This window comes from Leptospira kemamanensis, from assembly GCF_004769665.1.
Lineage (GTDB): Bacteria > Spirochaetota > Leptospiria > Leptospirales > Leptospiraceae > Leptospira_A > Leptospira_A kemamanensis.
Window position 1 is genome coordinate 71275 of the sequence record NZ_RQGG01000009.1, and the last position, 25344, is coordinate 96618.

A 25344-nucleotide genomic window follows, 5' to 3' on the forward strand; every position below is an offset into this window, starting at 1 on the left:
GAATTTACACTTGGGCGAGCGCAGAATGAAGAGAATCGTGGATGAGAACAAAATCAGTTAATCCCACAATGTCCATCACCTTACGAAAATGGGTGTTGAGACCTGCGAATTCAATTTTCCCTTGGTTCTCAGAGGATTTTGTGATGAGGCTGATCAGAGTGGCGATGCCAGCTGAGTTGATGTAAGAAGTTTCGGAAAAGTTGAGGATTACGCGAGTGCGCTTGTCTTGCGGGATCGATTCGTAAGACTCCACAATTTCTTCTTCCGCTTCGGATGTGATTTCGCCAGAAATGTGGATCACAGGGAGGTTTCCCCCATTTTCAAATCCCAATCGAATCTTAAACTCTTCCATCATTAGCCTCCAGGGAATTCCACTCAGAACGCGGGTCAACAAAAATTAGGATTTCGATTTTCTTTCTTCTTTTGTCATTCGCCCAAAGGGTTGTTTGCACTTTCGACAAACAAAGTAGATATCAGTTGGTGTAGCAGATATCCCGACAAGACCCATTGCGATCATTCCCCAAGTGGAATATTTCACAACCTTACGAGCGTTCTCGTCTTCCCGAGTGGTTCCACAATCACAAGTGGGTCGGTCAGCTTTTTTAATGATTTGGTTCATAAAGGAAGGATTTCGGTTCCGCCAAAAAAACGGAACCGAAATTAGGCAATTTAATTTTTAGAAAGGTGTTCTACGTATTTTGCAAGGATTTTGATGTTATCATCACCCAAATGGCCATAAGCAACCATTGGAGATCCTTTGATTCCTTCTTTTAGGGTTTTCGTGATACCAGCAACTGTGTTTCCATTCTTCCACTCAGAAGCAGGAGATTTGTAGTTTCTTGGTTTTGGATTGAGAGCAGCAGCAGCAGCACCGTCACCAGCTCCTTTTTCACCGTGGCAAGAAGAACAATTTTGTAGGTATAATTCTTCTCCTTTGACTAGATCAGGATCACCACTTGCACTTGATTCTTGTGCCGCAGGTGCTTCTTCTTTTGGTTTGGAGTCGCCACAAGCCACCATCACAAATGCGAAGGAGACAGCGAGTAGAGAGACTAATACTTTTTTTGAGTTCATTTCTTACTCCGAGATAAGGTTGAACCCAGTCTCCTACACTTCTCGTCTTTTGAAAAGAAGAAATCAGTTTTTTTCCAAAAGATTTGAGAGAGCATTCTGCAAATTTTGAAACTGAAACTCATATCCCGATTGTAACAATCGTTCTGGCAATACATATTGCCCTTTTGTCACCACAACACTGCCTTCACCAAATAACGCTTGTATAGCGAAACTGGGAACTTTAAACAAATTGGGACGTTTTAAGGTTTTTGCTAATTGTTTCGAAAACTCGGCATTACTTGTAGGTTGGGGAGAAACTAAATTATAAGCACCTTTTGCCGATTCCGTTGTCATCAAATGAAGGCATGCCTGGATAAAATCCAAAATATGAATCCAACTCATTCCTTGTTTTCCCGAAGCAATGGCACCTCCCACTCCCAGTAAAAACGGAGGGATCATTTTTTCTAAAGCACCACCTTGGGGAGAGAGGACAATTCCTGTGCGAAGTAATATAGTTCGTATGCCAAGATTTGTCAAAGGAAGTGTTTGGTTTTCCCATTCCACACAAAGTTTTGCTAAAAAATCATCTCCAGGAGGAGAGGATTCTGTGAAAGCAGGATGACTTGCATCTGACATTCCATAATAACCAACTGCACTTGCATTTAAAAATACTTTGGGTGGCGATTTTAAGTCTTGGATGCGAGCGACAAGTCCCCTTGTAAATTCAACTCTGGAAGTACGAATTAATTGTTTTCTTTCTTCTGTCCACCTAACGCCAGCAATTGGTTCACCCACTAAATTGAGAATGGCATCAAGTCCTTCTAAGTCAGAAGATTGAGGTAAAATACAAGAAACAAATTCAAGATCGGAAATCGAAGAAAGAGATTTGGGAATAGATTTTTGACGCGAAAACACACGGAATCTATGTCCTTTTTGGACAGCAGTTGTAATGAAGGACGTACCAATGAGGCCAGTTCCACCTAAAATTCCAATTTTCATACAGACTCCAATGGATGGTGTAAATAAAAAAAGAAGTAGCCCTTTTTCGCATTCAACATAAGTTTTTCTTTCTATGAGACCTGTGATCGTTTTACCGATTTTCTTTGCCGTTTTCTGTATCCTTTTTGGAAACTACTTTCTTTATTCGGGTACAAATCAAAAAATAGAACGATACAAAGAGAACCCACCCTTCCGCATCGAAGATGTGACCGGATCCACTGGACTTTCGTTTTTATTAGACAAAAATCCTTCCACAGTTTGGCGAAAGATTCAAAACTCGCAAGGTGATTTTGATTTTTTCTTAGAAATGCAACTTTCTCATGTTTGGGACGGAAAAAAGTTCCAACCCAGAAAATTCACTGCCCTAGTGATTGATGCATGCCCTGCAGAAACGATACCAGCTTTCCACTTACGATTTTTACTACGAGAAAGCATCAATGTAGACAAAGAACTACGAATGCCAAAGGATGAGGTTGCCTTTGTTTATCACTTCCAAGAAACAGGGAAAAAACAGATTTCCATTCCACTAAACCAATTGCCTACATTTTCCGTAGAAAACAATTACCCAAACAATATCTTTATCTTAACACCTGAATTCAAATTGGACAGGGAAACTGGTTGCCTTGCCGAAGTAAGACTTTTGGAGAATTTATGACAAACGTCCCGAATAAACTCTCCGTTTCCCCTACATTGCCACAAAACAAAGGCAAGGCGAACAAATTTGATATCGCCAGTATCTTGGAAGAAGGACCATTACCGATACAAAACGGGAAATCTCAAAATCTGGAATTGGATGAAAAATTAAGAAAGGCATATTTTTGGATCACAAACTTTGCCATCATCAATCCGTTTTATGACATCGAATACAATGATACTCCTCCTTTAAAGTTTACCATTGGTGATTCCAAATCCACCATCACACTCCCAACAGCACAAAGTTATTCGAGTTTTGTATTACTCCCCTTATTATCACTGATTGTCAAAGGCAAATGTTTGTTAGTTGGTGGGCCAGGCCGAGGAAAAACTGCATCTGCTATCCTTATGGGAATTCTTGCAGGTTATTCCATCAAAGAAATCAAACGAGCCATCCAACATGGCCAACCACAAATGACCATCACTGATTTATTAGGGAACCCACTTCCCAGTGATATGATGCAAGCCAAGTCCATGGACGAAATCAAAATTGCTTGGCGCAAATGGCTTGGGATGCAAGTAAAAATCATCGATGAATACAATCGAATTCCTACTAGAACACAATCTGCTCTTCTTACCATCATGGGAGATAACTACGCCGAAATTTATGACCAAATTTTTGAATGCCCTGAGGCAGCTTGGTATTTAACGGCGAACGATGATGCGGGTGGTGGAACTTACCAAGTCATTGAAGCACTAAGAGACCGAATTGATGTCGTGGTAAAGGCTCCTCACTTTAACACACGTTTTATTAAAGATTTAATCCAAAGAGTGGAAGAAGGTTATAAACCAGAATCTCTTGTTCCAAAAGAAATTATTTTTTCTGAAGAAGAAATGAAAACCATTTCGGATCAAATCAAACAAGTCAACTTTCCTCCAGGTCTTCGCCGTCGGATGGAATTTTTTACTTCACAGTTTGAATTTATGGAATATGCGGGAGAACAGTTAGAATACAAAACCAAAGACACAGCCAAACTGAGTGCCACTGATTTTAGTCGTTTGTCTTCTTTGGAAACTGGCAAAGATAAAATCAAAGACATTGGATCCCAAACCAAAAATGGACTGAGTGTTCGAGCCATCTTCACTTGTATCAATTATGCAAAGGCTCTCGCTTATTTTAGAGGACTTAGCGAAGTAACACTCGATGACCTAAGCCATGTTTTACCTTTTGTTTTACATGATAAACTGGTTCAAAATATAGATTCCCCTTTTTTTGAAGAAGCCGACAACCAAATTTACCGCAGTGATCGAGTGAGTTGGATTCGAAAACTTTTTACCTTATCCTTAAGCGAATACGAACGACTTGGCCTCGACAAAAACGATACCATTGCAAAACTTTCTGAAACATTTGAACAAGGTTTGGAAGGATTGTCGGCCAAAGACACCAAACAAAGATTAGTGGAGATCGAAAAAGAAATCGAATCCATATCCAAACAACGCAAACTTTACGGTCATATGTTTGATGATTTGTTACAATTGAAGTATTTGCACCAAAGGTATACCAATTACTTAAAATGGGTGGAATCAAATGTATGAGTTTTGTTTCCTGGAAGTCAACAATTCTCAAACAAAAAGAGCTTTGTAACCAAATCGTACAAACGATGAAACGGACAAACCCTCAGTTCTCCGAGGAAGAATTGTCCCTCCACCTGGTTCCCTTTTTTGATTCCATCACAGGGAAAAATTCTTATCCCTTGGAAGAAGAAACCATTGTTTCCCTTTTCACTCAACTATTGACTCTGATCTCAAAACATATCTTGCAACAACTGGAGAGTTCCACTTCTCTCTTTTTCCAAATCCTATCCGACACAAACCCAGAAGTCAAAAAAGATCCCGTTTTGTTTTTATCTTACCTGACCAATGTGATCGCAAAACTGGAAAATCAAAAAAAGGAAGTATTTCTAAAACGATTTTTTTCCCTACTTTCCAAAATCCAAACCATTGAGGAAACAAAACTTGTGTTAGGTTTACTTTTTTGGGCCAGTGGAAAACCAGAATACCGAGAAGAGTTGTTTCTTCCGTTCCAAAGTTTGAGACCGGAATTACTCACGGCAATCAAAGACAAATTTGGAATCGATTCATCCTCCTTACAATTTCCCTTTGCTCCGAATACGAAGAAGGAATCATCCAAGATGAATTTTCATTTTCGTTCGATTCCTGGTTATACTTTGTTTGGTGGCAATTTTAAAGAAATTCCCGTCTTGTATCTAGATTCTGAAAAAGTCCTCTTGAGATCTGGGGAGACTTGGTTCCAACTCTTTGTGGATGAATTTGGAACTAGTTTCCATCCAATCGAAAAACCTTTGTCACCTACTAAAGCAAGTGTTTCCCCATCTGCTTTTTGGAAACCAATCCTTGAACAAAAACTAGATGCAAAACAAGTTCATTCTTCCTTTGAAAAAGAATCCTATGTGATTGTTACACTCAAACAATCGTACCAAGTGTATTTGTTTTATCTCGGGAGAACCTAAGTGGATTTTGTAAAGGTTTGGGAATCCAAATGGGAAGAGGCACTGAAACTTTGGAGTGATTATGTAAAACTCACACCTGCTAAATTTTTATTCACCGAATCAGAAGAAAAAGAAGAAGGTTTAACCGCATCCTTTGCGGCAATTCGTCTCAAAGACCACCGAGTCCTCTTGTCAGTCAACCAAATCAAACACTACCAATTAGAAGAGTATGCCTTAGAAATTTTAGGACACGAAATTGGCCACCATGTGTATTGCCCTGGGGATTTGGCAGACCAAGCCAAATTGGTTTATATCACAAACCTTGCCATGCCGCGTTACAACCATCTAACACCGATGATAGTCAATATTTATGAAGATTTGTTTATCAATGATCACTTAAAAAAGCAAAACCATTTACGAATGGATGAAGTATATAAAAAACTTGGAAAACAAAATGATCCATTTTGGAATTTCTATATGCGAACTTACGAAATATTATGGGCACTTCCATCAGGAACTCTCACCGAAGGCACGTTATGTGACCAAATCCAATCGGACGCAGCACTTGTCTCTCGGATGATTCGCAATTATCCCAACGATTGGGTAAAAGCAATGTTTGATTTTGCCAGTATTTGTTTTCCTTATTTTTTTGAAGAAAAGAATCAGTCCCATTCCAAACATTTCCAAACCTTACTGGATACCTTAGATGCAGGCAAAGGAATGACTCCACCCTCAGGGATCACGGAAGTCGAAATTTCTTCTGAACTGTTTCCTTTGGAAGGTGTGACTGGATCTAAAAAATCTCTCACTCCTTCCGAATACTCATCCATTTGCCAAAGTATGGGAATTGAGGCCGACATTTCGGAGGTCACTTACCGGTATTATAAAGACAAAGCACTTCCCTATCTCGTTCCTTTTCCGGAACTAACAACCCCAGGTGCCAAAGAAGAAATTTTAGAAGGAAATGATTTATGGGATCCTGGATCCCCACTAGAAAAAATCAATTGGTTGGAATCAACCATCAAAAGTCCCGTCATCATTCCAGGGTATACCACTGTAGAAGATGTGTATGGGGAAACATCTTCCAATGAAATCAAGGTCAATCCCATCGACTTAGATTTGTTTGTTGATTGTTCAGGATCCATGCCTAATCCACAAACAGATTTGTCCTACTTAACGTTAGCTGGTGTCATCATTGCCCTTTCGGCATTAAAAACGGGAAGTGCTGTCAGAGTGACGTTATGGTCCGGGATCAAAGAATTTTTAACCACAGATGGTTTTATTAAAAATGAAAAAGAAATATTAAAGGTTCTTACAGGATACTTTGGAGGAGGGACTTGTTTTCCTTTGGAACTCTTGGAAGACGAATACAAAGAACCTCCCAAACGGAAAAGACATATCCTTGTGATCTCCGATGATGGAATTGATACAATGTTCACTCAAAATTTCCCAAGGGATCCGAGGGCCATAGTCAAAAATGCCCTCGAACAAGCAGAAGGTGGTGGTTCTATGGTATTACAACTCTACCAACCCAACCAAAATCCAGTGGTAAACGAATTACAACAAAGTGGATGGGACATTTATCCCATTCAAAATTGGACTGATTTACTTAAGTTTAGCAAAGAGTTTGTGGAAAGGAATTATGTTAGAAATCAGATACTACAGTAAACAAGTCCTAAACACTCCCTTTCACCAAGTGGACTTAGCAACCGTTTCCCTGGATGCCTTATGGTTTGATGTATTTTTTCTTCGCACAGGCCAAGGGAAAATTTCTCCCTTTCCAAAATCTTTGGACTCAATCTCCAACCTCCACTTAAAAGCCCTTCATGTGATTTTGGCAAATCTACTTTATGATCAAGAATCAGAAATTCCAGAATTTCCAAAGGAAACTTTTTTTGATTACCTCACAAACACCTTACCGAAATTATGTGAAATTGTTCCCGACTATACAACTTGGACAACCGATGCTGAACGTGCCGAAGAACTAGTCAGAAGTGTATTCCATTCCCTGAACCTTACCCCCAAAAATGAAACCAAAGAATACTTTCATGATCGTTACCGGTCCATCGATTCTCGTGAACGAATGCGCATTTTAGACGAAACAAAAAAAGCCCAAGAAAGAGCCAAAGAAATCCTCAGGCAACTCAAACAAAAAGAAGAGGAAGAAGCGGCTTCTAAATACAACCGTGAATAAAGTTTTGGATCGAAACAGAACTCCACTGATGAAGGAGGAATGGAATCTCGAATTAGAGAAAATGACCGGGTCACCATTTGCACCCAAGTGGAATGCAATCATTGGAGATCGAATTGGGGAAGAAGAATTTTTATTCGTAACCTCTTTCCAAAAAGATTTGTTGCATGCGAAAGAACATTCTCTTTATCAAACAAAGGGAACGATCCTCCCCTTTATCGAATCCTATCTAAATACATCTGATTTTTTTAAGAAACAATTACAAGGGATTCCATGGAAACAAAACTTCGAATTGATTCCTTTTATGAATCGTGATGACCTGCAAACAAAAATCACAGAGATCATTCCAAACGATGTGAACCTGAAAGAGATTGTGATCAATCCCACTTCGGGCACCACAGGAAAACCCATCCTAGCACCAAACCACTCAAAGGCGATCGGTTGTTATGTACCTCTCATTGAGTTTAGTGTCGAACGTTTTGGTGTACGACCCATCCATTCTCCAAAATCTACGTTTGCCATCCAACTTTGTTACCAAGAAAACACCATTGTGTATGCCACCTGTCATAGTTTGGCGGGAGGAAGCAAATTTGCCAAAATCAATATCCATCCCAATGGATGGAAAAAACCATCTGATTTACAAAACTTTCTGACTGAGTCCTCCCCACAAATTTTAACGGGTGATCCCTATGCATTCGAATCGGCAATGCAAATGGGAATCCATTACAAACCCGAAGCCATTCATTCTACAGCACTTGAGTTAACACCCGCACTACGAACTCGATTGTCTGCATACTTCCAATGTCCAGTGATCAATTTTTATTCCCTAAATGAAACGGGTCCCATCGCCTATTCCTGTCCAAACGAACCTGAATGGATGCACCTTCTCCCCCATGATTTGTATGTAGAAATCATATCCAATACTACGGGGAACCCAGTCCCCACTGGCAATGTAGGAGAAATTGTTCTCACTGGCGGCCGTAATCCATTTATACCACTATTGCGATACCAAACAGGTGACCAAGGCGAGATCCAATACGGTCCTTGTGTCTGTGGGGACCATTTCCCTCGTCTGCGTTTGTTATCTGGTAGAAAACCAGTGTACTTCCAAAAACAAAATGGAGAAATAGTGAATCCCATAGATGTGGCAAGGATCCTAAGAAAAAACCCCATCATTTACCAATTCCAAGTAGAACAAACCAATGCCAATGAATGGGTTTGCCGGCTTTCCTTAGAGGAAACGACTCGCGGAAACGAATCCATTTGGGAGAACGAAAAAAAGGCCATCCAAGTTGAACTCACCTCTCTTTTTGGAGAAGGTTCTGTTGTGCACATTCACACCGACTTTCCGTTAGATGGAAAAAAACAAATTGCCTTTCTCAATTCCTATCAAAGAAAGAAAGAACAAGAGGCAAAGTCATGAAACATGGACTGATCCTTGGTAAATTTTACCCGCCACACAAAGGCCACCTCCATTTGATTCGGGAAGCAAAAAAACTTTGTGACCACCTAACGGTCCTTGTTTGTTCCTTACAACGAGAAATCATTCCTGGTTTTCTCCGAGTAGAATGGATGAAAGAACTTCACTCTAGACCCGACATAGAAATCATTTGGGTACAAGACGAAAACCCACAATTCCCCGAAGACCATCCGAATTTTTGGGAAATTTGGAAAAAAACCATCAAATCCCATTCACCATTTGCGATTGATGTCATCTTTACTTCTGAAACCTATGGTGACCCACTAGCGTCTGTTTTGGGATGTCAACATATCGCAATTGATCTAGGAAGAAACCAATTTCCCATCTCCGCCACTGCCATTCGAGAATCACCGATCCAACATTGGGAGTTCATTCCAGAACCGATCAGACCTTTTTTTGTGAAACGAATTGTCCTCACGGGGAGTGAATCTGTGGGAAAAACAACTCTTGCCAAAAAACTGGCGAATCGGTTTGAAACCAATTGGATCCCTGAGTTTGCCAGAGAGTATTTGGAACAAAAACCAACTCCTATGGATGAGTCTGATTTTTTACCAATCGCGAAAGGACATTTATCTTCTGAGGTAGAGGCTGCCAAAACATCCAATGGGATCTTATTTTTGGATACGGATTTACTCACTACAAAAGTGTATTTAGAACGGTACTACGGGTCGGACATCCCTTGGCTCACCAAACGAGCGCTTGGTCTACAGTATGATGCCTCTCTTTTTTTAGACATCGACATTCCTTGGGAAAAGGACAAATTACGGGACTTAGGTGACGAAAGAGAAGAAATGAAAATCCGTTTTTTAAATGCAATGGAAGAAGCAAAACGAGATTTTTTCCTCATCAAAGGGGATTTTTCAGAAAGAGAAAAACTGGCAATCGAATCTGTCAATCAGATCAAAAAATGGCCGATCAGTCCTCAATCGTTTACAAAAGAGCAGATTGATTTACGTAAGATTGAATGACCTCACTTGGCAAAATCGCTCCACTCTCCAGTTGTTTCATTTCATACAGAGTGGTTCCTTGAGATCCATTGTCCCAATTTTTCGGGCCCAAATGATGTTTAACATGATCGCCTAACACAAACCGTATTTCCAAACTGAAACGAGAATACCCTTGTGTGTTATCATTTGTTCCATGTAAGTGGTGTGATGCGAAGATAAAATAATCGCCAAAATCCCCAAACACAGAAATTGGATGCGGATCTGATACTTTTTCCAATGGTTTGGGAAAGATTTTTTCACGGAGCCTTGGATGAGTGGAACTCGTTTGAAACCCACCTGTTTCCTTCCAATGGTCATACAAAAACAAAGAAGAATTATTGAGAATGGGTTTTCCAAAATAAGATGGATATAAAGAAAATCCAGAACCTAACTCTACGTTTGTGATGGGGATCCAAAGATTGATTTGGTTTTCTGGATTGGCATACCAGGAATCACGGTGGATGTACTGAACAGATTCTGCCCCTTCTAATAAATGAAATCCATTCGGAACACAACGCAGGCGAAACAAATCTACATGTACATCCTTTGGATCGAGGTTCCATTCTTCTAATATGGGAACTAAAAATCCTTTGATGGATCGATTCTTATAAATCCGGGAACGGATCTTTGCCATCGAAATTTGTAATGTTTCAAAGGAGATGTTGGAACTGAGAAGTGTGGGATCACCCGTAGAGAACTCTTCTCGAATGTACTTATGGATAGGGTTTAAAAATGCTTTGGATTCGTTTGAAAGAGTGCCAAAAGAAGTTCTTCCTTCATAAAGGGATAAAATGTCCATCCATTCTCCCTACCATGTTGTTTCAAGTAACATCACCTTTGGTTTGTTTTGTGATCTCAGACTTTAGTTCGATGATACTCATGTATAGGTTCGCAAAAGTCGTGAGTTGGTTCATTGCATCTTGTAACCCTGCTTTGAAAAGTAAGCCGTTGTCCATATGTTCCCGAAAGATGGTCAGTGGGTTTTCACTTTCCATACTTTCTACCGTTTTTTGGTAGGATTCCAAAAGTTCCTTTTTGTCCTCTAGGGACTCAGGAACTTTCCATCCATTGGACAAACGGCTCATCGAAATTTATCTACCTTCGACTTCTAACAGTTTGGTGGTCTTTACAATAAGACGTGTGACAACATAAAACACAAGTCCAAACCCAAAAAAACAAGTGTGAAACGGTTTCCAAATTCCAACGATGTCCACAGAACGAAGGTTTGGCTCTTGGAAATAGATTTGAATTAAATCAAATACGGTAAACACAACGATGATTCCAAACAAACTTGGATATTCTCGTTTCCAAATATTACGGAAGGAAAAATCCAAATTTGGTTTAAGATAACCCGACAAACGTGGGATAAATGCTGGAGTTTTGTCAGCCCACTTCAAATAAGCATCTTTGAATTTGCCACGTAGGAAATATTCTTCCGCAAAGATGATCCTTTCATAGTATAGATAAAAGAACATGATGTAAACTAATGTAAAAGCAAAGTCCCGTAAAATCAAAACAGGTCCCAAATACATCAAAAAGTTTCCCACGTAGAGAGGATGTCTCACGAGAGAATAAATTCCTGATTGGTTGACCACATCTGCTACTTGTTGTTTTGTATTTCGCCCAGATGTATTTTTGGGAGTGTAACCAATGGTAAAACATCTTACAAAAAGACCCGCTAAACTAACTACAAATGCAGCTGTTAACCAATATAAATTGGACATATAATTCCCTTGGAAATAAGGAACATACGGTAGATACAGTAAGGAAAGGAACAAAATGACTCCTGGAATGTAGGAGCGCCATCGGAAGAGAAAATTGCCTTGTTGGTTGAGTTCTTCTATAAGTGCCATGTTAAATCGTACTTGCTTCCTTTGATTAAGCTGTCAGCATTCGTCCTATGTCAATCAAATCCTTTATTCCTGCCAAGTTCAATCTCCCTGCTCTTTGGTTCACCGATCTGACACTGCCACTCCTCAATAAATTGGTACATAATATCGATTCGATTGAAATTTCTGAAAATGATGAAAAAACTTTAAAATCCTTTCAAAAAGAACGCCTTCTCTACATTTCCAATCATCCCACAACCAAAGAACCAGGAGTTGCCTTCCATGCGGCAAATCTAATGGGTTCACGTTTTCATTATATGGCCGCAAGAGAAGTGTTTGAATGGGGTTACGGCTTTGTTGGTGATTTCATTCAATCCATAGGGGCCTATTCTGTGTTAGCTGGTGCTCCTGATAGAGAATCTTTAAAAGCATCCCGTTCTATATTAGCAAATCCATCTGGTAAATTGGCACTTTTTCCTGAAGGGGAACCCACAAGTGGAATGAATGATACCCTTCTTCCCTTCCAGCCAGGAGTGGCACAACTTGGGATTTGGGGTTTAGAAGATGCACTGAAACATGATCCAAATGCGACCATTTGGGTTTTGCCTACTTTCATCAAATACAGGATGACAAGTTCCATTCAGTCTATGCAACGAGACATCGACCAAAGTTTGACAAGAATGGAAGAGAGACTCGGCATTTCCAAAACAGGAAAAGACATCGTACATCGATTTTTATCGGTTGGGAAACGTATGATGGAACGAGAAGAAAAAGAATACGGTGTCCCTGTCGAAGAAAGTAAAGCAGATGATTTTGATTATCGTTTGGGTCGGATGCGCCATGCCATGCTCGATAACATTGCAAGAAAAGCAAAGATTCCTAAATGGGATGGAGATGCAAACGCGATCGAAAAACTCAGAAAAATATTAAGTATTCTCGAAATGGTTTCTGTGGGAATGCCTGACCCCAATGGAGAACTCCCGAGTTTGGAAATGGCAAGATGGGCAAGAAACGCTGCCACCAAAGCGTATGATTTTATCTCCATCCAAACTGCCTACATCAAAGAATTACCAAGCCCAGAACGTTTGTATGAATTTTTATACCGATATGAAAACGAAATTTTTGGAGAAACAAAGTCCAGACCTCACAAAGCTGTCGTTAGACTAGGAAAACCATTTAAGATCAATGACTATCTTGGTTCGTATAAAGAAGACAAAAAGAAAACCATAGACAACATTACCGAACGTCTAAGAGATGAATTGCAATCTATGTTAGTAGATGAAAAGTCCAAATCAAATCCACTTTTCCCGAGCCAATATATTTTTTAATGGAACGAATGTTGTTTTCAGAGATTGAGAACTGGTTACAAACACCAGGTCCCTTGGAATTCTCCACCTTTGGAGCGTCCAAAAATTTAGATGAAAATTTAGTTTTAGTTTTGGATGCTTTGACAGAAAAATACAAAATTCCAGATCTCTCAGCCATTTTATTCACCATTGTCAAAGACTTAATCCTGAATGGATTCAAAGCCAACTTCAAACGATTGTTTTTCCAAGAAAACCTCCTCGACATCCAATCTCCCGCCGACTATGAGTTAGGCGTTAGGATGTATAAAAGCTTAATCCTTGCAGGGAGGGGAAATAGTTTTGAACCCCTCGCCCGTGAAAAAAATTTATACGTACACGTGAAAATCGAACACAACAATTCCCAAATCAAATTTGATATCCGCAACAACTCGATGTTAGTGCGAGGGGAAATGCAAAAAATCAGAAACTCCCTTCTGCACGCACAAAACTACAACGATATCATGGAATACTACATCGAACGGGGTGATAATTCCGAAGGGGAAGGAATTGGCATTGCCCTTTGTATCATCCTTCTCAAAGGGGAAGGACTTCCCACAGACCAATTTCGCATCTACCATGAAGATGGCGAAACCATTGCCCAACTCACAATTCCCTTAAAGAAAGGCTAGCAGAGAATCTTAGGTTTTCCAACTTGGATGTATGGGCCAAGTGACAGAGACAAAAAACGATTCCATCCCACAAGTTTTACAAGCCATCATCACAAATGACAAAAACCACGCCCTTTGGCTGAACACTCTCTCTCTTCTCGAACACATTGGATCCCGCAAAATCCTTCTCACTCAATCGAGCGAAGATACCTCGGAAATGATTTTACGCCATGCCACAGAAGAAGCAAGGCATGCCCTATTTTTCAAAAAAGCAGCAAGGACGATCCAACCTGAGTTTCGCTCTGGGTACCAAAACTCTTCACTGGTTCGAGGAACTGCCGCAAGAATTTATTTCGCAAAACTGGACACGCTGGTGCGCCGGAATTTGCGAAAGGTTTTCACAGACGAAAAGACCTTCACTTACCTTGCCTATTTGTACACCACAACGGTGATTGAAAAACGTGCCATGGTCGTCTACACAGCGTACGACGAAATTTTGAACGAGTCCGGTTCTCCCATCCGCCTAACCAACCTCATCCTAGAAGAAGAAGGCCATTTGTCCGAAATGAGCGCTGAAATGTTCCGTTTGGATCCAGATGCCGCCAAAAGGCTTGCTATTTTGGAGGAGGAAGAGGCCAAAATTTTCACCCGATTTTGGCGCCAAATCGGCGAATTCTCCCTAAATTAAAAAAGGCTTGCGAAAAAAATCCGAGACTGGTTTCCTTCAACCATCTTCATGCGACATAATACTATTATTGGATCTTTGAGAAAATGGGATTAGAAGTCTTTTTATTACCTTTTTTGGCGAGTGTCGCCGTGACCATCGGACTCCGTCGTTTGGACAAATCCAATACCAAACTGTCCCAATTGAAACGTTACGCCTCCAAACTCACCGAAGAAATGCAAGGTGTCGCCCTGCAAAAGATCCAAATGGTAAAGGATGCCGGGATTGATTTAGACATCCTCGTGAAACAATCCCGAAAAGTCGCAGAAGACATCCAAACTCTAAGTGCAGAATCGAGAGACCTCTTCGAAAAAATCAGAGCAAGCAAAGATTACCTCTCTTCTCTCTCGGGAGAAATGGAACAAATCCAAGATTTGAGTAACCAAGTCCGCCGTGAAAAACAATACATGGAAGAAGGACTTTCTCAAATCAACTCCCACAAACGCGAGTTACGCGAAGTTTCAGAAGATATGGAAGCACTTCATAACGAATCCATTTCAATGTTAGATACTTTCCAAAACAAATTGAACTTACGTAGTGATGAAATTCTACAATCTGTCGCTCAAAAGATGGTGGAACTCGAAAGCCTTCTCGAAACCAAATCAGACTTCCTCGACAATTCCCTTTCTAAAATTGCAGAGACCGCTAGAGAAAAATTATTAACCCATGCTGATGTGATGGTGAATGAAACCGCGGGCCGACTTGACCATGCGCGAAAAGAAATGGATTTACTCCTCGAGTCCATGAAGTATGCACAAGGTGATTTAGATGTTCGTCTTACGAAGTTTGAAGACACATCGTCCTTACTATCTGACAAAGTAGATAAGTTTGATGAAAGGTTAGAAGAAAAATACCAAAGAGCATCTTCCAAAGTAGAAGAGAAAGTAACACTACTCGAGAAAAAAATCCAAGAACGTTTTGAATCCATCGTGGACCAAGTAAGCCACACAAAAGATTCATTCATGAAGGGCCTAAATCAAGAAACCGATGCCATCAAACGAGAAATCGAAGACTTGTCTCTCGAAACACTTTCCAAACGAGATGACATCATCAATGAAACCAGAAGACAAGCAGATGGTATCAACCAAACCATCATCCAATTCCAAGAAAAATACTTAGAAGCAGAGAATAAACTCCTCCGCCAAGCAGACATCCGCAAACAAGAACTCATCCGCGAGATTGAAGCTTTCTCAGAAGAATTCCATCGCATTTCAGAGGAACTCCGAGAAGAAGCAAACACTCTCAAAAAAAGCGCATTACAAGAGTTAAAAGAATTTGATCGCGAACTTGAAACGGTTCGTTCTGGCCAAGAGATGGTGATCAAATCCTCTCTTTTTGATTTGAAAAAAGAATTAGAAGAAAGAATGCATTCTGATTTCAAAATCCAAAAACACGAAATGGATTCAGACTTAAGTTCCATCCAATCGCAAGTAAAAGAACTGAACGAAACCATCACAGCGCAAACGAAAGATGTAGATGAATACGTAGAAGAATTGAAGTCAGCACTCCGCGAATCCGCTCACGAAATCTTAGAAACAGCAGAAGAAAAAGCCAAAGAATCCGAAACCATTGTCACAGAGAAGATCCGCATCGCCAATGCGAATTTAGAACAATTTGTAAGCAAATGGGAAGAAGAACTCGGTAGAATCCGCGAAGACCAAAATTATAGCATCGAAACACTCCAAGACCGCTTAAAAGAAATCCATGTGGAAGGCGCTGACTTACTTGGTGAATTCCAAAACCAATTCCAAAAAGCAAAAGCCAATTTAGAACTTGTGGCCGAATCCAAAACCAAAGAGAGTATCTCTCGATTGGAAGAAGAAGCGAAACTGGCTCGTAGTGAAGTGGAACGGATCCTCAAACACTTGGAAGAGTCGGGTGAATCTTTTTTCAATTTACAAGAAGAGAAAATGGATCGTTTGAACGAAACCATCGATTCCAAAATCTCACACCAACTCACAAAACTTTTGGACAAAGGGAATCTCCAACTCGGCCAATTAGAAGAAAAAATTTCGAACCACCTAAACACGGTTCGTCGCAACTTAGAAGAAAGTATCAAACGTTCCAAAGACGAATCCAAAAAACAAATTGAGACCTACCAAAGGGATTACGAAAAATCGTTCAAAGAAATTGCAAAAGAAAGCCAAGACTTCTTAAAAGACAGCCTGAACCGTTTCCATGATCTCAAATTTGAAATCCAGAATGGTTTAGAATCTTTAAACGACACAAAAGAAGAAACATTATCTGGTTTCCAAAACGAATTGGAATCTCTCAAAGAAGAAATCCTAACACTTTCCAGTGAACTGGAAACCGTCAAAGAACATTCTGATTTATTTGCGTCCGCCAAACAGATCGCAGACGAATCGAACAAAGCTGTGGAAGAGATTTCAGAAGCTTTACGTTCTTTGGAAAAAGGAAAACCAGATTTGGAACTTGTCCAATCGGCCATTTCTGAATTCAGCGAAATGCGCACTCAAATCGCAAACGAACTGGAAGCCCTAAAAGAAGCGCAGTTTCAATCGGAAGACATCGACAAACAAATCCAAATCCTTGCTTCCAACTTGGTCCATGTTTCCGAAACTATGGAAGGGTTTGAAGAGAGCCTAACAGAGATTACATCCATCGAATCTCGTGTGTCAAACCTGACAAAAGAACAAGCCAAAATCGAATCCTTTTTGTCCTCTCTCCAAGAGTCACAAGATTCCGTTTTCCATTTGGTGGAAAACTTGGAAGGCCAAAAACACAATGCACGGGAATTGCAAGCTCGCCTCGACATCCTCGACCGCGAAATCGATGTAGTGGAAGCGAGAGAAAAAGAACTCACAGAAACCATCCGCCAAGCAGAAAACCGCACTTCCTTCCTTGTGGAACGAGAAGCGCAAATTGATTCCGTCGAACGCAAATTTGACAAAATCGAAGAGCTGCTAGGTGACCTATCCGACCGCTACCGCCAAATCCTCACCCTACAAAAACGTTTGGAAGACCTGAGGGATTCCACAAAGGACACGAAGGACGATTTGGAATCTCTTCTCGGGGAAGCAGACGAAACCTTCGAAAAACTCTCTCAATTTTTGGACATTGTGCAAGGAGCAATGCAAAACCCTTCCGCTTCCCCCAAAATGGACCGAAAAAATTCGGGAAATCCCTTGGTCGAGCGAAAAAGAGCCACGATTCAGAGCCTTCACGACAACTACCAGTGGTCTTCCGAGGCAATTAGTGAAAAATTAAATATTGAAAAATCCCTCGTGGATACCATCCTCGGAGTTAGAAAGAAATAACCGAGGTATCCATGTCCGAAGAACAAACAGAAACAACGTCGAAAGAATCCCTTATTGTCACTTCTAAAGTGAAAGCTTACATCAAAAGTAAGGGATTTATGACTTCCGGGGATGCCATTGACGGTATCAACGAAGAAATTTACCGTTTGATCGACAAAGCTCTCGAAAGAACTTCTGCCAACAAAAGAACAACGGTTCGGTCGACTGATTTCTAATCCGTGATTTATATCAAAAACAAATCAGAAATTGAAAAGATGAGGAAGGCGGGTAAATTTGCCGCCGAACTCCTCGTTTATTTGGAACCCTTTGTGAAATCGGGTGTTTCCACTTTGGAACTCAACGATATCGCGGAAGCTTATACCAAAAAAAACGGCCACCGTTCTGCCCCTCTCGGATACAAAGGATTCCCAAAATCCATTTGTACCTCCATCAACCAAGTAGTCTGCCATGGGATTCCTAAAAAAGAAGACGTTTTGCAAGACGGGGACATCGTGAATTTAGATGTCTCCCCCATTGTGGATGGTTACATTGGAGACACGTCCAAAACCTTTATTGTGGGTGGAAAAACCTCACCCGAAGCAGAAAAACTAGTCGCGGATACCGAAAAAGCAATGTGGATCGGGATTGAACAAATCAAACCAGGAAACCGCATTGATGATATCGGGAATGCCATTGATGATTTTTTAACTCCTATGGGGTATGGAATTGTCCGAGATCTGATGGGTCATGGTGTGGGAAGAAATTTCCACGAAGAACCACAAGTGCCCCATTTTCGTTCTCCAAGAAAATTAGCCAAAATAGAGCCTGGAATGATTTTTACCGTGGAACCGATGGTCAATTTAGGAACTTGGGAAGTGAATTTTGATCGCTCTGACAAATGGACGGTCCGCACGAAAGACGGAAAATTGTCGGCACAATTCGAACATACCATCCTTGTCACCGACAAAGGGTATGAAATTCTAACGAAAGTTTAAGGAAAAGGTTCTTGCAATCCTTTCCTTTTCCTCGTCTAATCAAAAAAGAGGTAGCTATATGAAGTTTACAGTTGGTTTACTCAGCATTTTATTATTCGCAACATCCGCATTTGCCATTTGCCCAGGAAAAGAAAAAAGATCTGCCTGCCCTGGTCACGACAAATTGGTTGAGTGCCCACACGACGGAAAATAATCCAATGGGCCGCGCCATCCTCTTCGTCGATGACGAACAAATCATATTGATGAGTTTGAAATCTCAACTGAAAAAACATTTTGGGAACGAGTATCGTTATGAGACTGCCCAGAATACAGAAGAGGCATGGTCGATCATTGAAGAATTAGCGGAAGAAGGCATCAACATCCTCATCATCATTTCGGATTGGCTTATGCCCAACCAACGAGGTGATGAGTTCCTTCGAGAAGTACATAAAACCTACCCCAAAATCAAAAAAATAATTATTTCCGGACACATTGATGAACATTCCCTCAACCAATTGAAAGGGGAAGTGGACCTTCATAGTTTTTTAAACAAACCATGGTCGGAATCTGATTTAATCAAAAAAGTAGAAGACGCGATAACGAAGATTGCCTAGGTTTTCCTAGGAAACCTCCGTATGTCCCAAAACATTTTAAAAAATACCATCGAAGACTTAGAAATCGTACGTTCTACCGTACCTTTAGTTCATAATATTACCAACTACGTTGTGATGAACAACACTGCCAATGCCCTACTTGCCATAGGTGCCTCTCCCATTATGGCCCATGCCATCGAAGAAGTCGAAGAAATGGTGACAATCTGTTCGGCAACTGTCATCAATATTGGAACCCTTTCCGAACCTTGGATCCAAAGTATGGAAAAAGCTGCGAAAAAAGCTGTTTCCTTAGGGAAACCATTGGTCTTAGATCCAGTGGGTGCTGGAGCAAGTAACATCCGTAATGCGGCAATCAGAAAGATTTTGGATTCTGGAAACCCAAGTATTATTAGAGGCAATGCATCAGAAATCCTATCCACTCTCTCTTCTTCAGGAAAAACCAAGGGAGTGGATGCAACCGATTCCTCCGAGTCCGCAGTGGACACAGGTAAGTCCTTATCCAAAGTCACTGGAGGTGTCGTTGTGATCAGTGGTGCCACTGATTATATCTTAAAAGGCACAAACCAAGCCCAAATCTCCAATGGTGATGCACTGATGACAAAGGTGACAGGCCTTGGTTGTACAGCTTCTGCCCTTTGTGGTGCGTTTGCTGCCGTACAAAAAGACCAGTTCCGTGCGGCAACATCTGCGATGGCGGTGATGGGAATTGCCGGTGAAATGGCAAAATCCAAAACTTCTAGCCCAGGCAGTTTCCAAGTGGCATTTCTTGATGCCCTTTACGAAATAAATGCAGATACCATTAAACAAAGGTTAAATGCAAAATAAAATCCAAGGGGTGTATCTGGTGACAGATAGGCCTCTTTGTATCCACCATCGTTTAGAAGATGTCGTTCGTTTGTCTGCGACTGGTGGAGTTTCCCTTGTCCAACTCCGGGAAAAAGAAGCAACCTCACGTGAATTTTTAGAACTTGCCATCCACTTAAAAAAAATCCTAAGTCCATTCCAAGTTCCCCTCCTCATCAATGACCGAGTGGATCTCTGTTTGGCATCGGGTGCTGATGGGGTCCATCTGGGCCAATCGGACCTCCCTTGGTACGTAGCAAGAAAACTCCTTGGACCAAAGGCCATCATTGGACTTTCGATCGAAACTAAAGAAGACTGGGAAACCTTACAAAAAGAAGATCCAAGTCCGAATCTCGATTATCTCGCTGTTTCCCCCGTATTTGATACCAAAACAAAAACGAATACCAAAACTGCTTGGGGCCTAGCAGGTGTTCGTTGGCTTCGAGAAAAAACGAATCTCCCCATTGTAGCCATTGGTGGGATTCATTTAGACAATGCTAAAGATGTGATCGAGGCAGGTGCCAATTCACTGGCAGTCGTGAGTGCGATTTGTTCTGCCAACGATCCCAAAGAAGCAACAATTGCCTTAAAAAAATTGTTTTAAGTGGCTTGGTTCCGGTTCCAAATCGAAACCCCAATTCGTTCGATGGGAGAATCTTTGAAGTATTCTTGAAATTCATCTTCTGTTAAAAACTCTTTTTTTTGAAAACTGAGATCCTTCCAAAATTCTCTGGGTAAAAAACTAGGTTCGTTTGTTTCCACCTGGTTTCGTTTGGCGATCCCTTCATTCCAAGGACAAACCTCTTGGCAAAGGTCACAGCCATAGACCCAAGCCCTTCTGTCCCAAGCCAAAAAGGAATCGCTCACTTCCGCAGTACTTCGATCTTCAATGGTGAGGTAAGAGATACATTTTGAGGCATCAATTTGGTATGGCTCCAAAGCATTTGTGGGACAAATGTCTAAACAACGCCTGCAACTCCCACAATGATCTGTTGTTTTCTCCTGTGGATTAGTTTCACCTAACTCTAAATCGGTGAGAATGACCGATAGAAAAAAATAAGAACCTAACTTAGGATGGATGAGGTTTGTGTGTTTTCCTTGCCAAACCATTCCCGATTCTCTTGTGAGAATTTTTTCGGCAATGGGCAAACTATCTACAGATAGGCGAAACTGGTGTTTCGGATAGAGTTTTTTCAACTCTTTTAAGATTTGGTTTCCTTTCTTTCGTAATACGATATGGTAGTCGGTGCCAAGGGCATAACGCGATACCTTTCGTTTCATTTGAGGGAGCAGGTCTTCCGCTTCACTCGAACGATACAGAAAACCCAAACAGATGGCCGATGTCGGTTTGAATCCTAAGTTTTCAAATCGATTGCGGATGGCAAGGGCATGGTCTTTGGCAAACCAATCCATATTGCCATGTTTTTTTTCAGAAATCCATTTCTCTAAAAACCTTAGGTCTTTTTCTGGGATTTCCGCTTTTGTAAACCCAACAAAGGCAAATCCTTCTGTTTCACAAAGGGACTTGATTTGAGATTGGTCTTGGGGTTGAGTGATTGTCATGGCGAATGAAGAGAATGAAGTGTATCTTACAAAAATCCAAAACCTTTTGCCAAGCCATTTGTTGGGGAAGATTCCAAAACTCATCCCTCATTTTCAAAAACTAGAAGCCCTGGTTCCTTTGCCAAAAGTCATGCCGGAACTCTTAAAAAAGGGAATTTATTTTGCCCTCATCCAATCCATAGTCCGCCTTCTGGAAAGGGAAACAGATCCCTTATTACCCGAAATTTTACCAGAATACAAGGAACTGATCCGAACCATCACAGAAACCTATGAGACACTCAGACCGGAAAGAGAATCCAATTGGTTAGACGAATGCATTCAGTTTGGCGATAAGTCCGCCTACCATTGGGAATGGAAACATTTTGATTCCAAAGAATTATTTTAAATTTGATCACATTTCCTTTTCCAAACTCATTCGGAATTCTTTTGGAATCGGTAATTTCTTCTTTTCTCTATAATCAAAGTATACTTGAACAGTTTTTGCTTTCACATACAAAACATCTGTTTTTTGGTTTTTGATTTCATAGGAAAATTCCCAAGAAGTTGTGCCTATCTTAGAGACCCAAGTATTCACATAAATGGAATCCCCTGGCAAAACAGAAGAAACCAAATCCATCTCTACTCGCGCTAGGACAAAGGGAATGTCTTCTAGTGTTGTGACTGACAAATATCGATTACAAAAATCAAGGCGTGCCAATTCCAAATACGCCGAATAACTGGCGTTATTCACTCGTCGCATCGGGTCCATATCGTTAAATCGAATTTGGATTTCGGTTCGAATCATCTCTCTGACAAAAATTTCAAATGATGTTTCATTGTCATCTTTATCCTAAAGAAGGGATTCTGATTTGTCATTCTTATCCTAAAATGTTTACTTGGACGACGACAGATCGAAATCGCTCTCTTTCCTTTGCCGTTCGCCCTGGAATCGGTTCCAAACATTGGCTGGAAATGATTTCAGGTTTTACACCCAAAGAGAGGAGGCTTTGGCGAATCGTTTGGACCCTTTCTTTGACAAGCCTACGATTTTTGCTTACGTTTCCTGTTGTATCCGCGGAGCCAATGAGTAGAATAGAATCTAACGTTCGTAATAAATAAGGAGTGATCCATTCCTTCCACTGGATCAGGTCTTTCGCAAACAACTGAGAACTCCCTGCTTCAAAGTAGACTACTGTTTCTATTCTTTGGATTTCGTTCGTTTTAGAGAAAGATTTGTACAGATTGTACTCTTTGGTTTCGTTTTTTACCTTTAAGTTTCCCTTTTTTGGCCAAAGCCAATAAAAAACCAACGGCAAACTAACTAAGATTAGGGAAATCCAAACCATATAAAATTTAGACGATCGAAATCCTCACCTTCACAAACAAACCGCTAGACAATTTATTTCCTATTTGGTAAGATTAGTCATGGGCAAAACTCGGTTTCACTTCTTAGCCTATTGTTTGTTTATCGGTCTTGTATTCCAATGCAAACCCGCAGAACTTTCCAATACATGCGATGCCAAAACCGATGCCTTTTTACTTGGATCGATCATACGTTTTGTGACCGGGGACCGGTCTCCTTCTTGCCTTCCCTCTTTTGATTTCCAAGACCTCTGGGGAGTCTTTCGTGGAACTTCTGGTTTTCAATCTGCCAACGCCATCACAAGTTACCATGACCAAATCATCATAGGAGGGAACTTCCAGTATATTGGACCTTCTACTGGCAATGTTGTTTATTTAGAAACCACCAATGGAAATGTTCTACCGAATCGTTATTGTCCCTATCTAAAAGTTTCCGGTGCCACCTACACAGCAATTTCCGATGGAAGCGGCGGGTTTTACATAGGAGGTGCTTTTTATAACATCCAAGGGGTAGATACATCTAGTATTGCCCATATCTTACCTGGATGCCAATTAGATCGAAACTTTAACACTCCTTACGATGAAACAAGAGAAGTAAGAGCATTTCTCCTCAAAGGTGACTCACTTTATGTAGGAGGAAACTTTACAAATTGGGATGGGAATACAAATTTCACACATCTTGTTCAATTGAATCGATACTCAGGAGCTCTGGAACCAAACTTCAATCTCCAAGTGGATAACTCTGTATTTGATTTGGATTTGGATTTGGATTCCGATCTCGATGCCATGTACATCTGCGGAGATTTTGGTAACATTGGCGGAAATGCAATTCGAGATCTCGCCAAATATTCGTTTGCTTCTGGTTCAATCGTTACCTCGTTTAACCCAGGTGTAGATGGAGGAACATGTGTTGACCTGCATTACGGAACCGATTCGGCTGGAAGTCCCAATCTCTATGCCGTAGGAGATATTTCGATTTCTCCCCGAGTGTATGCCATCTCCGTGTATCCTGATGGCACTCCTACAACTTGGGTACCCAATATAGATGGCTTTGTCAATTCTGTCCAACAATATAGAAACAGTATTTATTTAGGTGGGCAGTTTACATCAGTGAATGGATCAGCCATCTCTAATTTTGTTTCCGTTAATAATAGCAATGGAGGATCTGTTAATACTAATTTTGCGGTAAACAATGTTGTGGCTTCTGTCCAAGTAGTCGAAAATACATTGTACTTAAGTGGAAGTTTTACATCTGTGAAATCGATTCCCAGAAATTATATGGCGGCACTGGACCTACCAAGTGAAACCGTCAATGCATTTGATCCCAATTATGATAACACAATCAGTAATCCCGGCTCTCGTTTTGTACCCGCAGGCAATGGTGTGGTCCTTGTTACCTCTGACCGTTCCACTGTCAATGTGACAGCTCGAAATCATTTTGCAGTGATCGATGAATATACGGGCAAACCCATTGAAGGCACACCTTACTTTGATTTGCCGATCAAATCCCTCCTTCGCATCGACAATCGGTTATTTGTGGGTGGAGGATTTACGAGTGTGCAAGGCCAAACAAAAAATGCATTTGTGATTTTAGATTTACCGCATTACACAGTCAATTCGAGTAGCCCCACAGTGGTTGGGGGAACCATGGAGGTTCGGTCAATCACAAGTGATGAAACTCAAATCTATGCCGTTGGCAATGGAATCACAACTGTAAATGGAGCCACAAGGAACAATGCCTTTGCGTTGAACCTGGGAGAACTTTCTGTCACCAATTGGAATCCAAATTTAAATGGGGAAGGTAACTCTGTATTAGCAGTCAATGATTTGGTTTTTATTGGTGGCGGTTATGTTGGGATCAATGGAGATAATACAACATTCCGTTACCACGCAGTGGATAAAACCAATGGAACCAAACGACTCATTCCGTCTTCCTCTATTTTTCCCAATGCGGCAGTCAACTCACAGACATTAGTTGGCGATCGCATCTTTTTAGGAGGAGATTTTATTTCGATTGGCACAGGTTATAGTTATATGGCAATCTACAACCTCACAACCCAGTCATATGAATCCCCAGACCAAGTATTTGCGAATAATTCTGTCAATTATCTTGCTTCTTACCCTGATGGGAATGTGTTCATTGGAGGAGCATTTAATAATTTGAATGGGACAAACGAAAGGTATTCCATTGGAATTTACAATGCCAATTCGAATTTACTCTCTCCTTGGAATCCAGGGATGAATGATGCTTTGCTTTCTTCTCATTTTAAAAATGGAAAATACTATCTGGGAGGATTGTTTGGCTCTTTTTCCAACCGAACCTTTGGTGGGCTTGTGCGTTCCAGTTTGAATGAGTAAAATCGAAACCGGTTTGAGAAGAAAAGAATTCAAAT

Annotated in this window: 29 protein-coding genes; 19 read left to right on the top strand and 10 right to left on the bottom strand. The window is 40.8% G+C overall.

From position 1 onward, the window contains the following. Positions 1-4: 4 nt before the first annotated feature. The 4 genes from EHQ59_RS02975 to EHQ59_RS02990 form a co-directional block, all read right to left on the bottom strand. Positions 5-355 carry an STAS domain-containing protein gene (locus tag EHQ59_RS02975; RefSeq protein WP_167481371.1) on the bottom strand — a complete coding sequence of 117 codons (351 nt, stop codon included), beginning with the start codon at positions 353-355 and terminating at the stop codon, positions 5-7. Between the two features lie 42 nt (positions 356-397). After that, complete coding sequence (locus EHQ59_RS02980) at positions 398-619, bottom strand: hypothetical protein (protein WP_135617659.1); 222 nt, start codon at positions 617-619, stop codon at positions 398-400. Positions 620-669: 50 nt separating this feature from the next. Continuing rightward, positions 670-1074 (bottom strand): c-type cytochrome, encoded by a 405-nt coding sequence (locus tag EHQ59_RS02985; protein WP_135617660.1) that lies wholly within the window; start codon positions 1072-1074, stop codon positions 670-672. A gap of 63 nt (positions 1075-1137) precedes the next feature. Beyond that, complete coding sequence (locus EHQ59_RS02990) at positions 1138-2052, bottom strand: TIGR01777 family oxidoreductase (protein ID WP_135617661.1); 915 nt, start codon at positions 2050-2052, stop codon at positions 1138-1140. A 73-nt stretch (positions 2053-2125) separates the two neighbouring features. On the opposite strand from EHQ59_RS02990, the gene EHQ59_RS02995 reads away from it, so the two are divergent. The 7 genes from EHQ59_RS02995 to EHQ59_RS03025 are packed head-to-tail and all read left to right on the top strand — an operon-like array spanning position 2126 to position 9834. Beyond that, positions 2126-2707: a hypothetical protein gene (locus EHQ59_RS02995; RefSeq protein WP_135617662.1), complete on the top strand. Its 582-nt coding sequence runs from the start codon at positions 2126-2128 to the stop codon at positions 2705-2707. Beyond that, entirely contained in the window at positions 2704-4281 is a 1578-nt protein-coding gene (locus tag EHQ59_RS03000; RefSeq protein ID WP_135617663.1) for an AAA family ATPase, read from the top strand. The genes EHQ59_RS02995 and EHQ59_RS03000 overlap by 4 nt, the downstream gene beginning before the upstream one ends. Beyond that, positions 4278-5216, top strand: coding sequence for a hypothetical protein (locus tag EHQ59_RS03005; protein ID WP_135617664.1), 939 nt, complete (start codon positions 4278-4280; stop codon positions 5214-5216). Before EHQ59_RS03000 ends, EHQ59_RS03005 begins: the two co-directional genes overlap by 4 nt. After that, entirely contained in the window at positions 5217-6863 is a 1647-nt protein-coding gene (locus EHQ59_RS03010) for a vWA domain-containing protein (RefSeq protein ID WP_135617665.1), read from the top strand. It begins immediately after the preceding gene. Beyond that, entirely contained in the window at positions 6838-7389 is a 552-nt protein-coding gene (locus EHQ59_RS03015) for a hypothetical protein (protein ID WP_135617666.1), read from the top strand. The genes EHQ59_RS03010 and EHQ59_RS03015 overlap by 26 nt, the downstream gene beginning before the upstream one ends. Positions 7390-7393: 4 nt before the next feature. After that, positions 7394-8809, top strand: a complete 1416-nt coding sequence (locus EHQ59_RS03020) for an AMP-binding protein (RefSeq protein WP_244245358.1) — start codon at positions 7394-7396, stop codon at positions 8807-8809. Beyond that, the gene (locus EHQ59_RS03025; protein ID WP_135617668.1) at positions 8806-9834 is read left to right on the top strand and encodes an AAA family ATPase; all 1029 of its coding nucleotides are present in this window, start codon (positions 8806-8808) and stop codon (positions 9832-9834) included. Before EHQ59_RS03020 ends, EHQ59_RS03025 begins: the two co-directional genes overlap by 4 nt. Here the strand turns inward: EHQ59_RS03025 and EHQ59_RS03030 are convergent. Genes EHQ59_RS03030 through lmtA form a run of 3 tightly spaced genes read right to left on the bottom strand, consistent with a single transcriptional unit; the run spans position 9797 to position 11705 of the window. Beyond that, positions 9797-10651, bottom strand: a complete 855-nt coding sequence (locus EHQ59_RS03030) for a hypothetical protein (RefSeq protein ID WP_135617669.1) — start codon at positions 10649-10651, stop codon at positions 9797-9799. The two genes, EHQ59_RS03025 and EHQ59_RS03030, sit on opposite strands and share 38 nt — an antisense overlap. A gap of 22 nt (positions 10652-10673) precedes the next feature. After that, on the bottom strand, positions 10674-10937 hold the full coding sequence (locus tag EHQ59_RS03035) for a hypothetical protein (protein WP_135617670.1): 264 nt from the start codon (positions 10935-10937) through the stop codon (positions 10674-10676). 6 nt (positions 10938-10943) lie between these two features. Continuing rightward, positions 10944-11705, bottom strand: a complete 762-nt coding sequence (gene lmtA, locus EHQ59_RS03040) for a lipid A Kdo2 1-phosphate O-methyltransferase (protein WP_135617671.1) — start codon at positions 11703-11705, stop codon at positions 10944-10946. 47 nt (positions 11706-11752) lie between these two features. Here lmtA and EHQ59_RS03045 point away from each other — a divergent pair, with 47 nt between their 5' ends. The 10 genes from EHQ59_RS03045 to thiE all read left to right on the top strand — a co-directional run bounded on the left by EHQ59_RS03045 (position 11753) and on the right by thiE (position 20651). Beyond that, positions 11753-13009 (top strand): 1-acyl-sn-glycerol-3-phosphate acyltransferase, encoded by a 1257-nt coding sequence (locus EHQ59_RS03045; protein WP_135617672.1) that lies wholly within the window; start codon positions 11753-11755, stop codon positions 13007-13009. 8 nt (positions 13010-13017) lie between these two features. Next, complete coding sequence (locus EHQ59_RS03050) at positions 13018-13656, top strand: hypothetical protein (RefSeq protein ID WP_425270109.1); 639 nt, start codon at positions 13018-13020, stop codon at positions 13654-13656. Between the two features lie 31 nt (positions 13657-13687). Continuing rightward, complete coding sequence (locus tag EHQ59_RS03055) at positions 13688-14323, top strand: rubrerythrin (RefSeq protein WP_135617674.1); 636 nt, start codon at positions 13688-13690, stop codon at positions 14321-14323. Positions 14324-14406: 83 nt separating this feature from the next. Further along, the gene (locus EHQ59_RS03060; RefSeq protein ID WP_135617675.1) at positions 14407-17637 is read left to right on the top strand and encodes a SpiroCoCo family coiled-coil protein; all 3231 of its coding nucleotides are present in this window, start codon (positions 14407-14409) and stop codon (positions 17635-17637) included. An 11-nt stretch (positions 17638-17648) separates the two neighbouring features. Beyond that, the gene (locus tag EHQ59_RS03065) at positions 17649-17852 is read left to right on the top strand and encodes a hypothetical protein (RefSeq protein WP_002978419.1); all 204 of its coding nucleotides are present in this window, start codon (positions 17649-17651) and stop codon (positions 17850-17852) included. A gap of 3 nt (positions 17853-17855) precedes the next feature. After that, positions 17856-18611: a type I methionyl aminopeptidase gene (map, locus tag EHQ59_RS03070; protein ID WP_135617676.1), complete on the top strand. Its 756-nt coding sequence runs from the start codon at positions 17856-17858 to the stop codon at positions 18609-18611. Between the two features lie 58 nt (positions 18612-18669). Then, complete coding sequence (locus EHQ59_RS17935; RefSeq protein WP_279638175.1) at positions 18670-18804, top strand: hypothetical protein; 135 nt, start codon at positions 18670-18672, stop codon at positions 18802-18804. Positions 18805-18808: 4 nt separating this feature from the next. Then, positions 18809-19204 (top strand): response regulator, encoded by a 396-nt coding sequence (locus EHQ59_RS03075; RefSeq protein ID WP_100716566.1) that lies wholly within the window; start codon positions 18809-18811, stop codon positions 19202-19204. A gap of 21 nt (positions 19205-19225) precedes the next feature. Beyond that, on the top strand, positions 19226-20029 hold the full coding sequence (gene thiM, locus EHQ59_RS03080; RefSeq protein ID WP_135617677.1) for a hydroxyethylthiazole kinase: 804 nt from the start codon (positions 19226-19228) through the stop codon (positions 20027-20029). Further along, positions 20019-20651, top strand: a complete 633-nt coding sequence (gene thiE, locus EHQ59_RS03085) for a thiamine phosphate synthase (RefSeq protein ID WP_135617678.1) — start codon at positions 20019-20021, stop codon at positions 20649-20651. The genes thiM and thiE overlap by 11 nt, the downstream gene beginning before the upstream one ends. Here the strand turns inward: thiE and queG are convergent. Further along, a complete protein-coding gene (gene queG / locus EHQ59_RS03090) occupies positions 20648-21604 on the bottom strand; it encodes a tRNA epoxyqueuosine(34) reductase QueG (protein ID WP_208652314.1) in 957 nt (318 codons plus the stop codon). The two genes, thiE and queG, sit on opposite strands and share 4 nt — an antisense overlap. A 4-nt stretch (positions 21605-21608) precedes the next feature. Here queG and EHQ59_RS03095 point away from each other — a divergent pair, with 4 nt between their 5' ends. Then, complete coding sequence (locus EHQ59_RS03095) at positions 21609-21995, top strand: LIC_11502 family protein (protein WP_135617680.1); 387 nt, start codon at positions 21609-21611, stop codon at positions 21993-21995. A gap of 6 nt (positions 21996-22001) precedes the next feature. Here the strand turns inward: EHQ59_RS03095 and EHQ59_RS03100 are convergent, their stop codons facing one another. Together EHQ59_RS03100 and EHQ59_RS03105 are read right to left on the bottom strand one after the other, a co-directional pair. After that, positions 22002-22394, bottom strand: a complete 393-nt coding sequence (locus EHQ59_RS03100; RefSeq protein WP_135617681.1) for an acyl-CoA thioesterase — start codon at positions 22392-22394, stop codon at positions 22002-22004. A gap of 73 nt (positions 22395-22467) precedes the next feature. After that, positions 22468-22935, bottom strand: a complete 468-nt coding sequence (locus EHQ59_RS03105; RefSeq protein ID WP_135617682.1) for an OmpA family protein — start codon at positions 22933-22935, stop codon at positions 22468-22470. Positions 22936-23014: 79 nt separating this feature from the next. Here EHQ59_RS03105 and EHQ59_RS03110 point away from each other — a divergent pair, with 79 nt between their 5' ends. Beyond that, positions 23015-25309: a hypothetical protein gene (locus EHQ59_RS03110; RefSeq protein WP_135617683.1), complete on the top strand. Its 2295-nt coding sequence runs from the start codon at positions 23015-23017 to the stop codon at positions 25307-25309. Positions 25310-25344 lie beyond the last annotated feature (35 nt).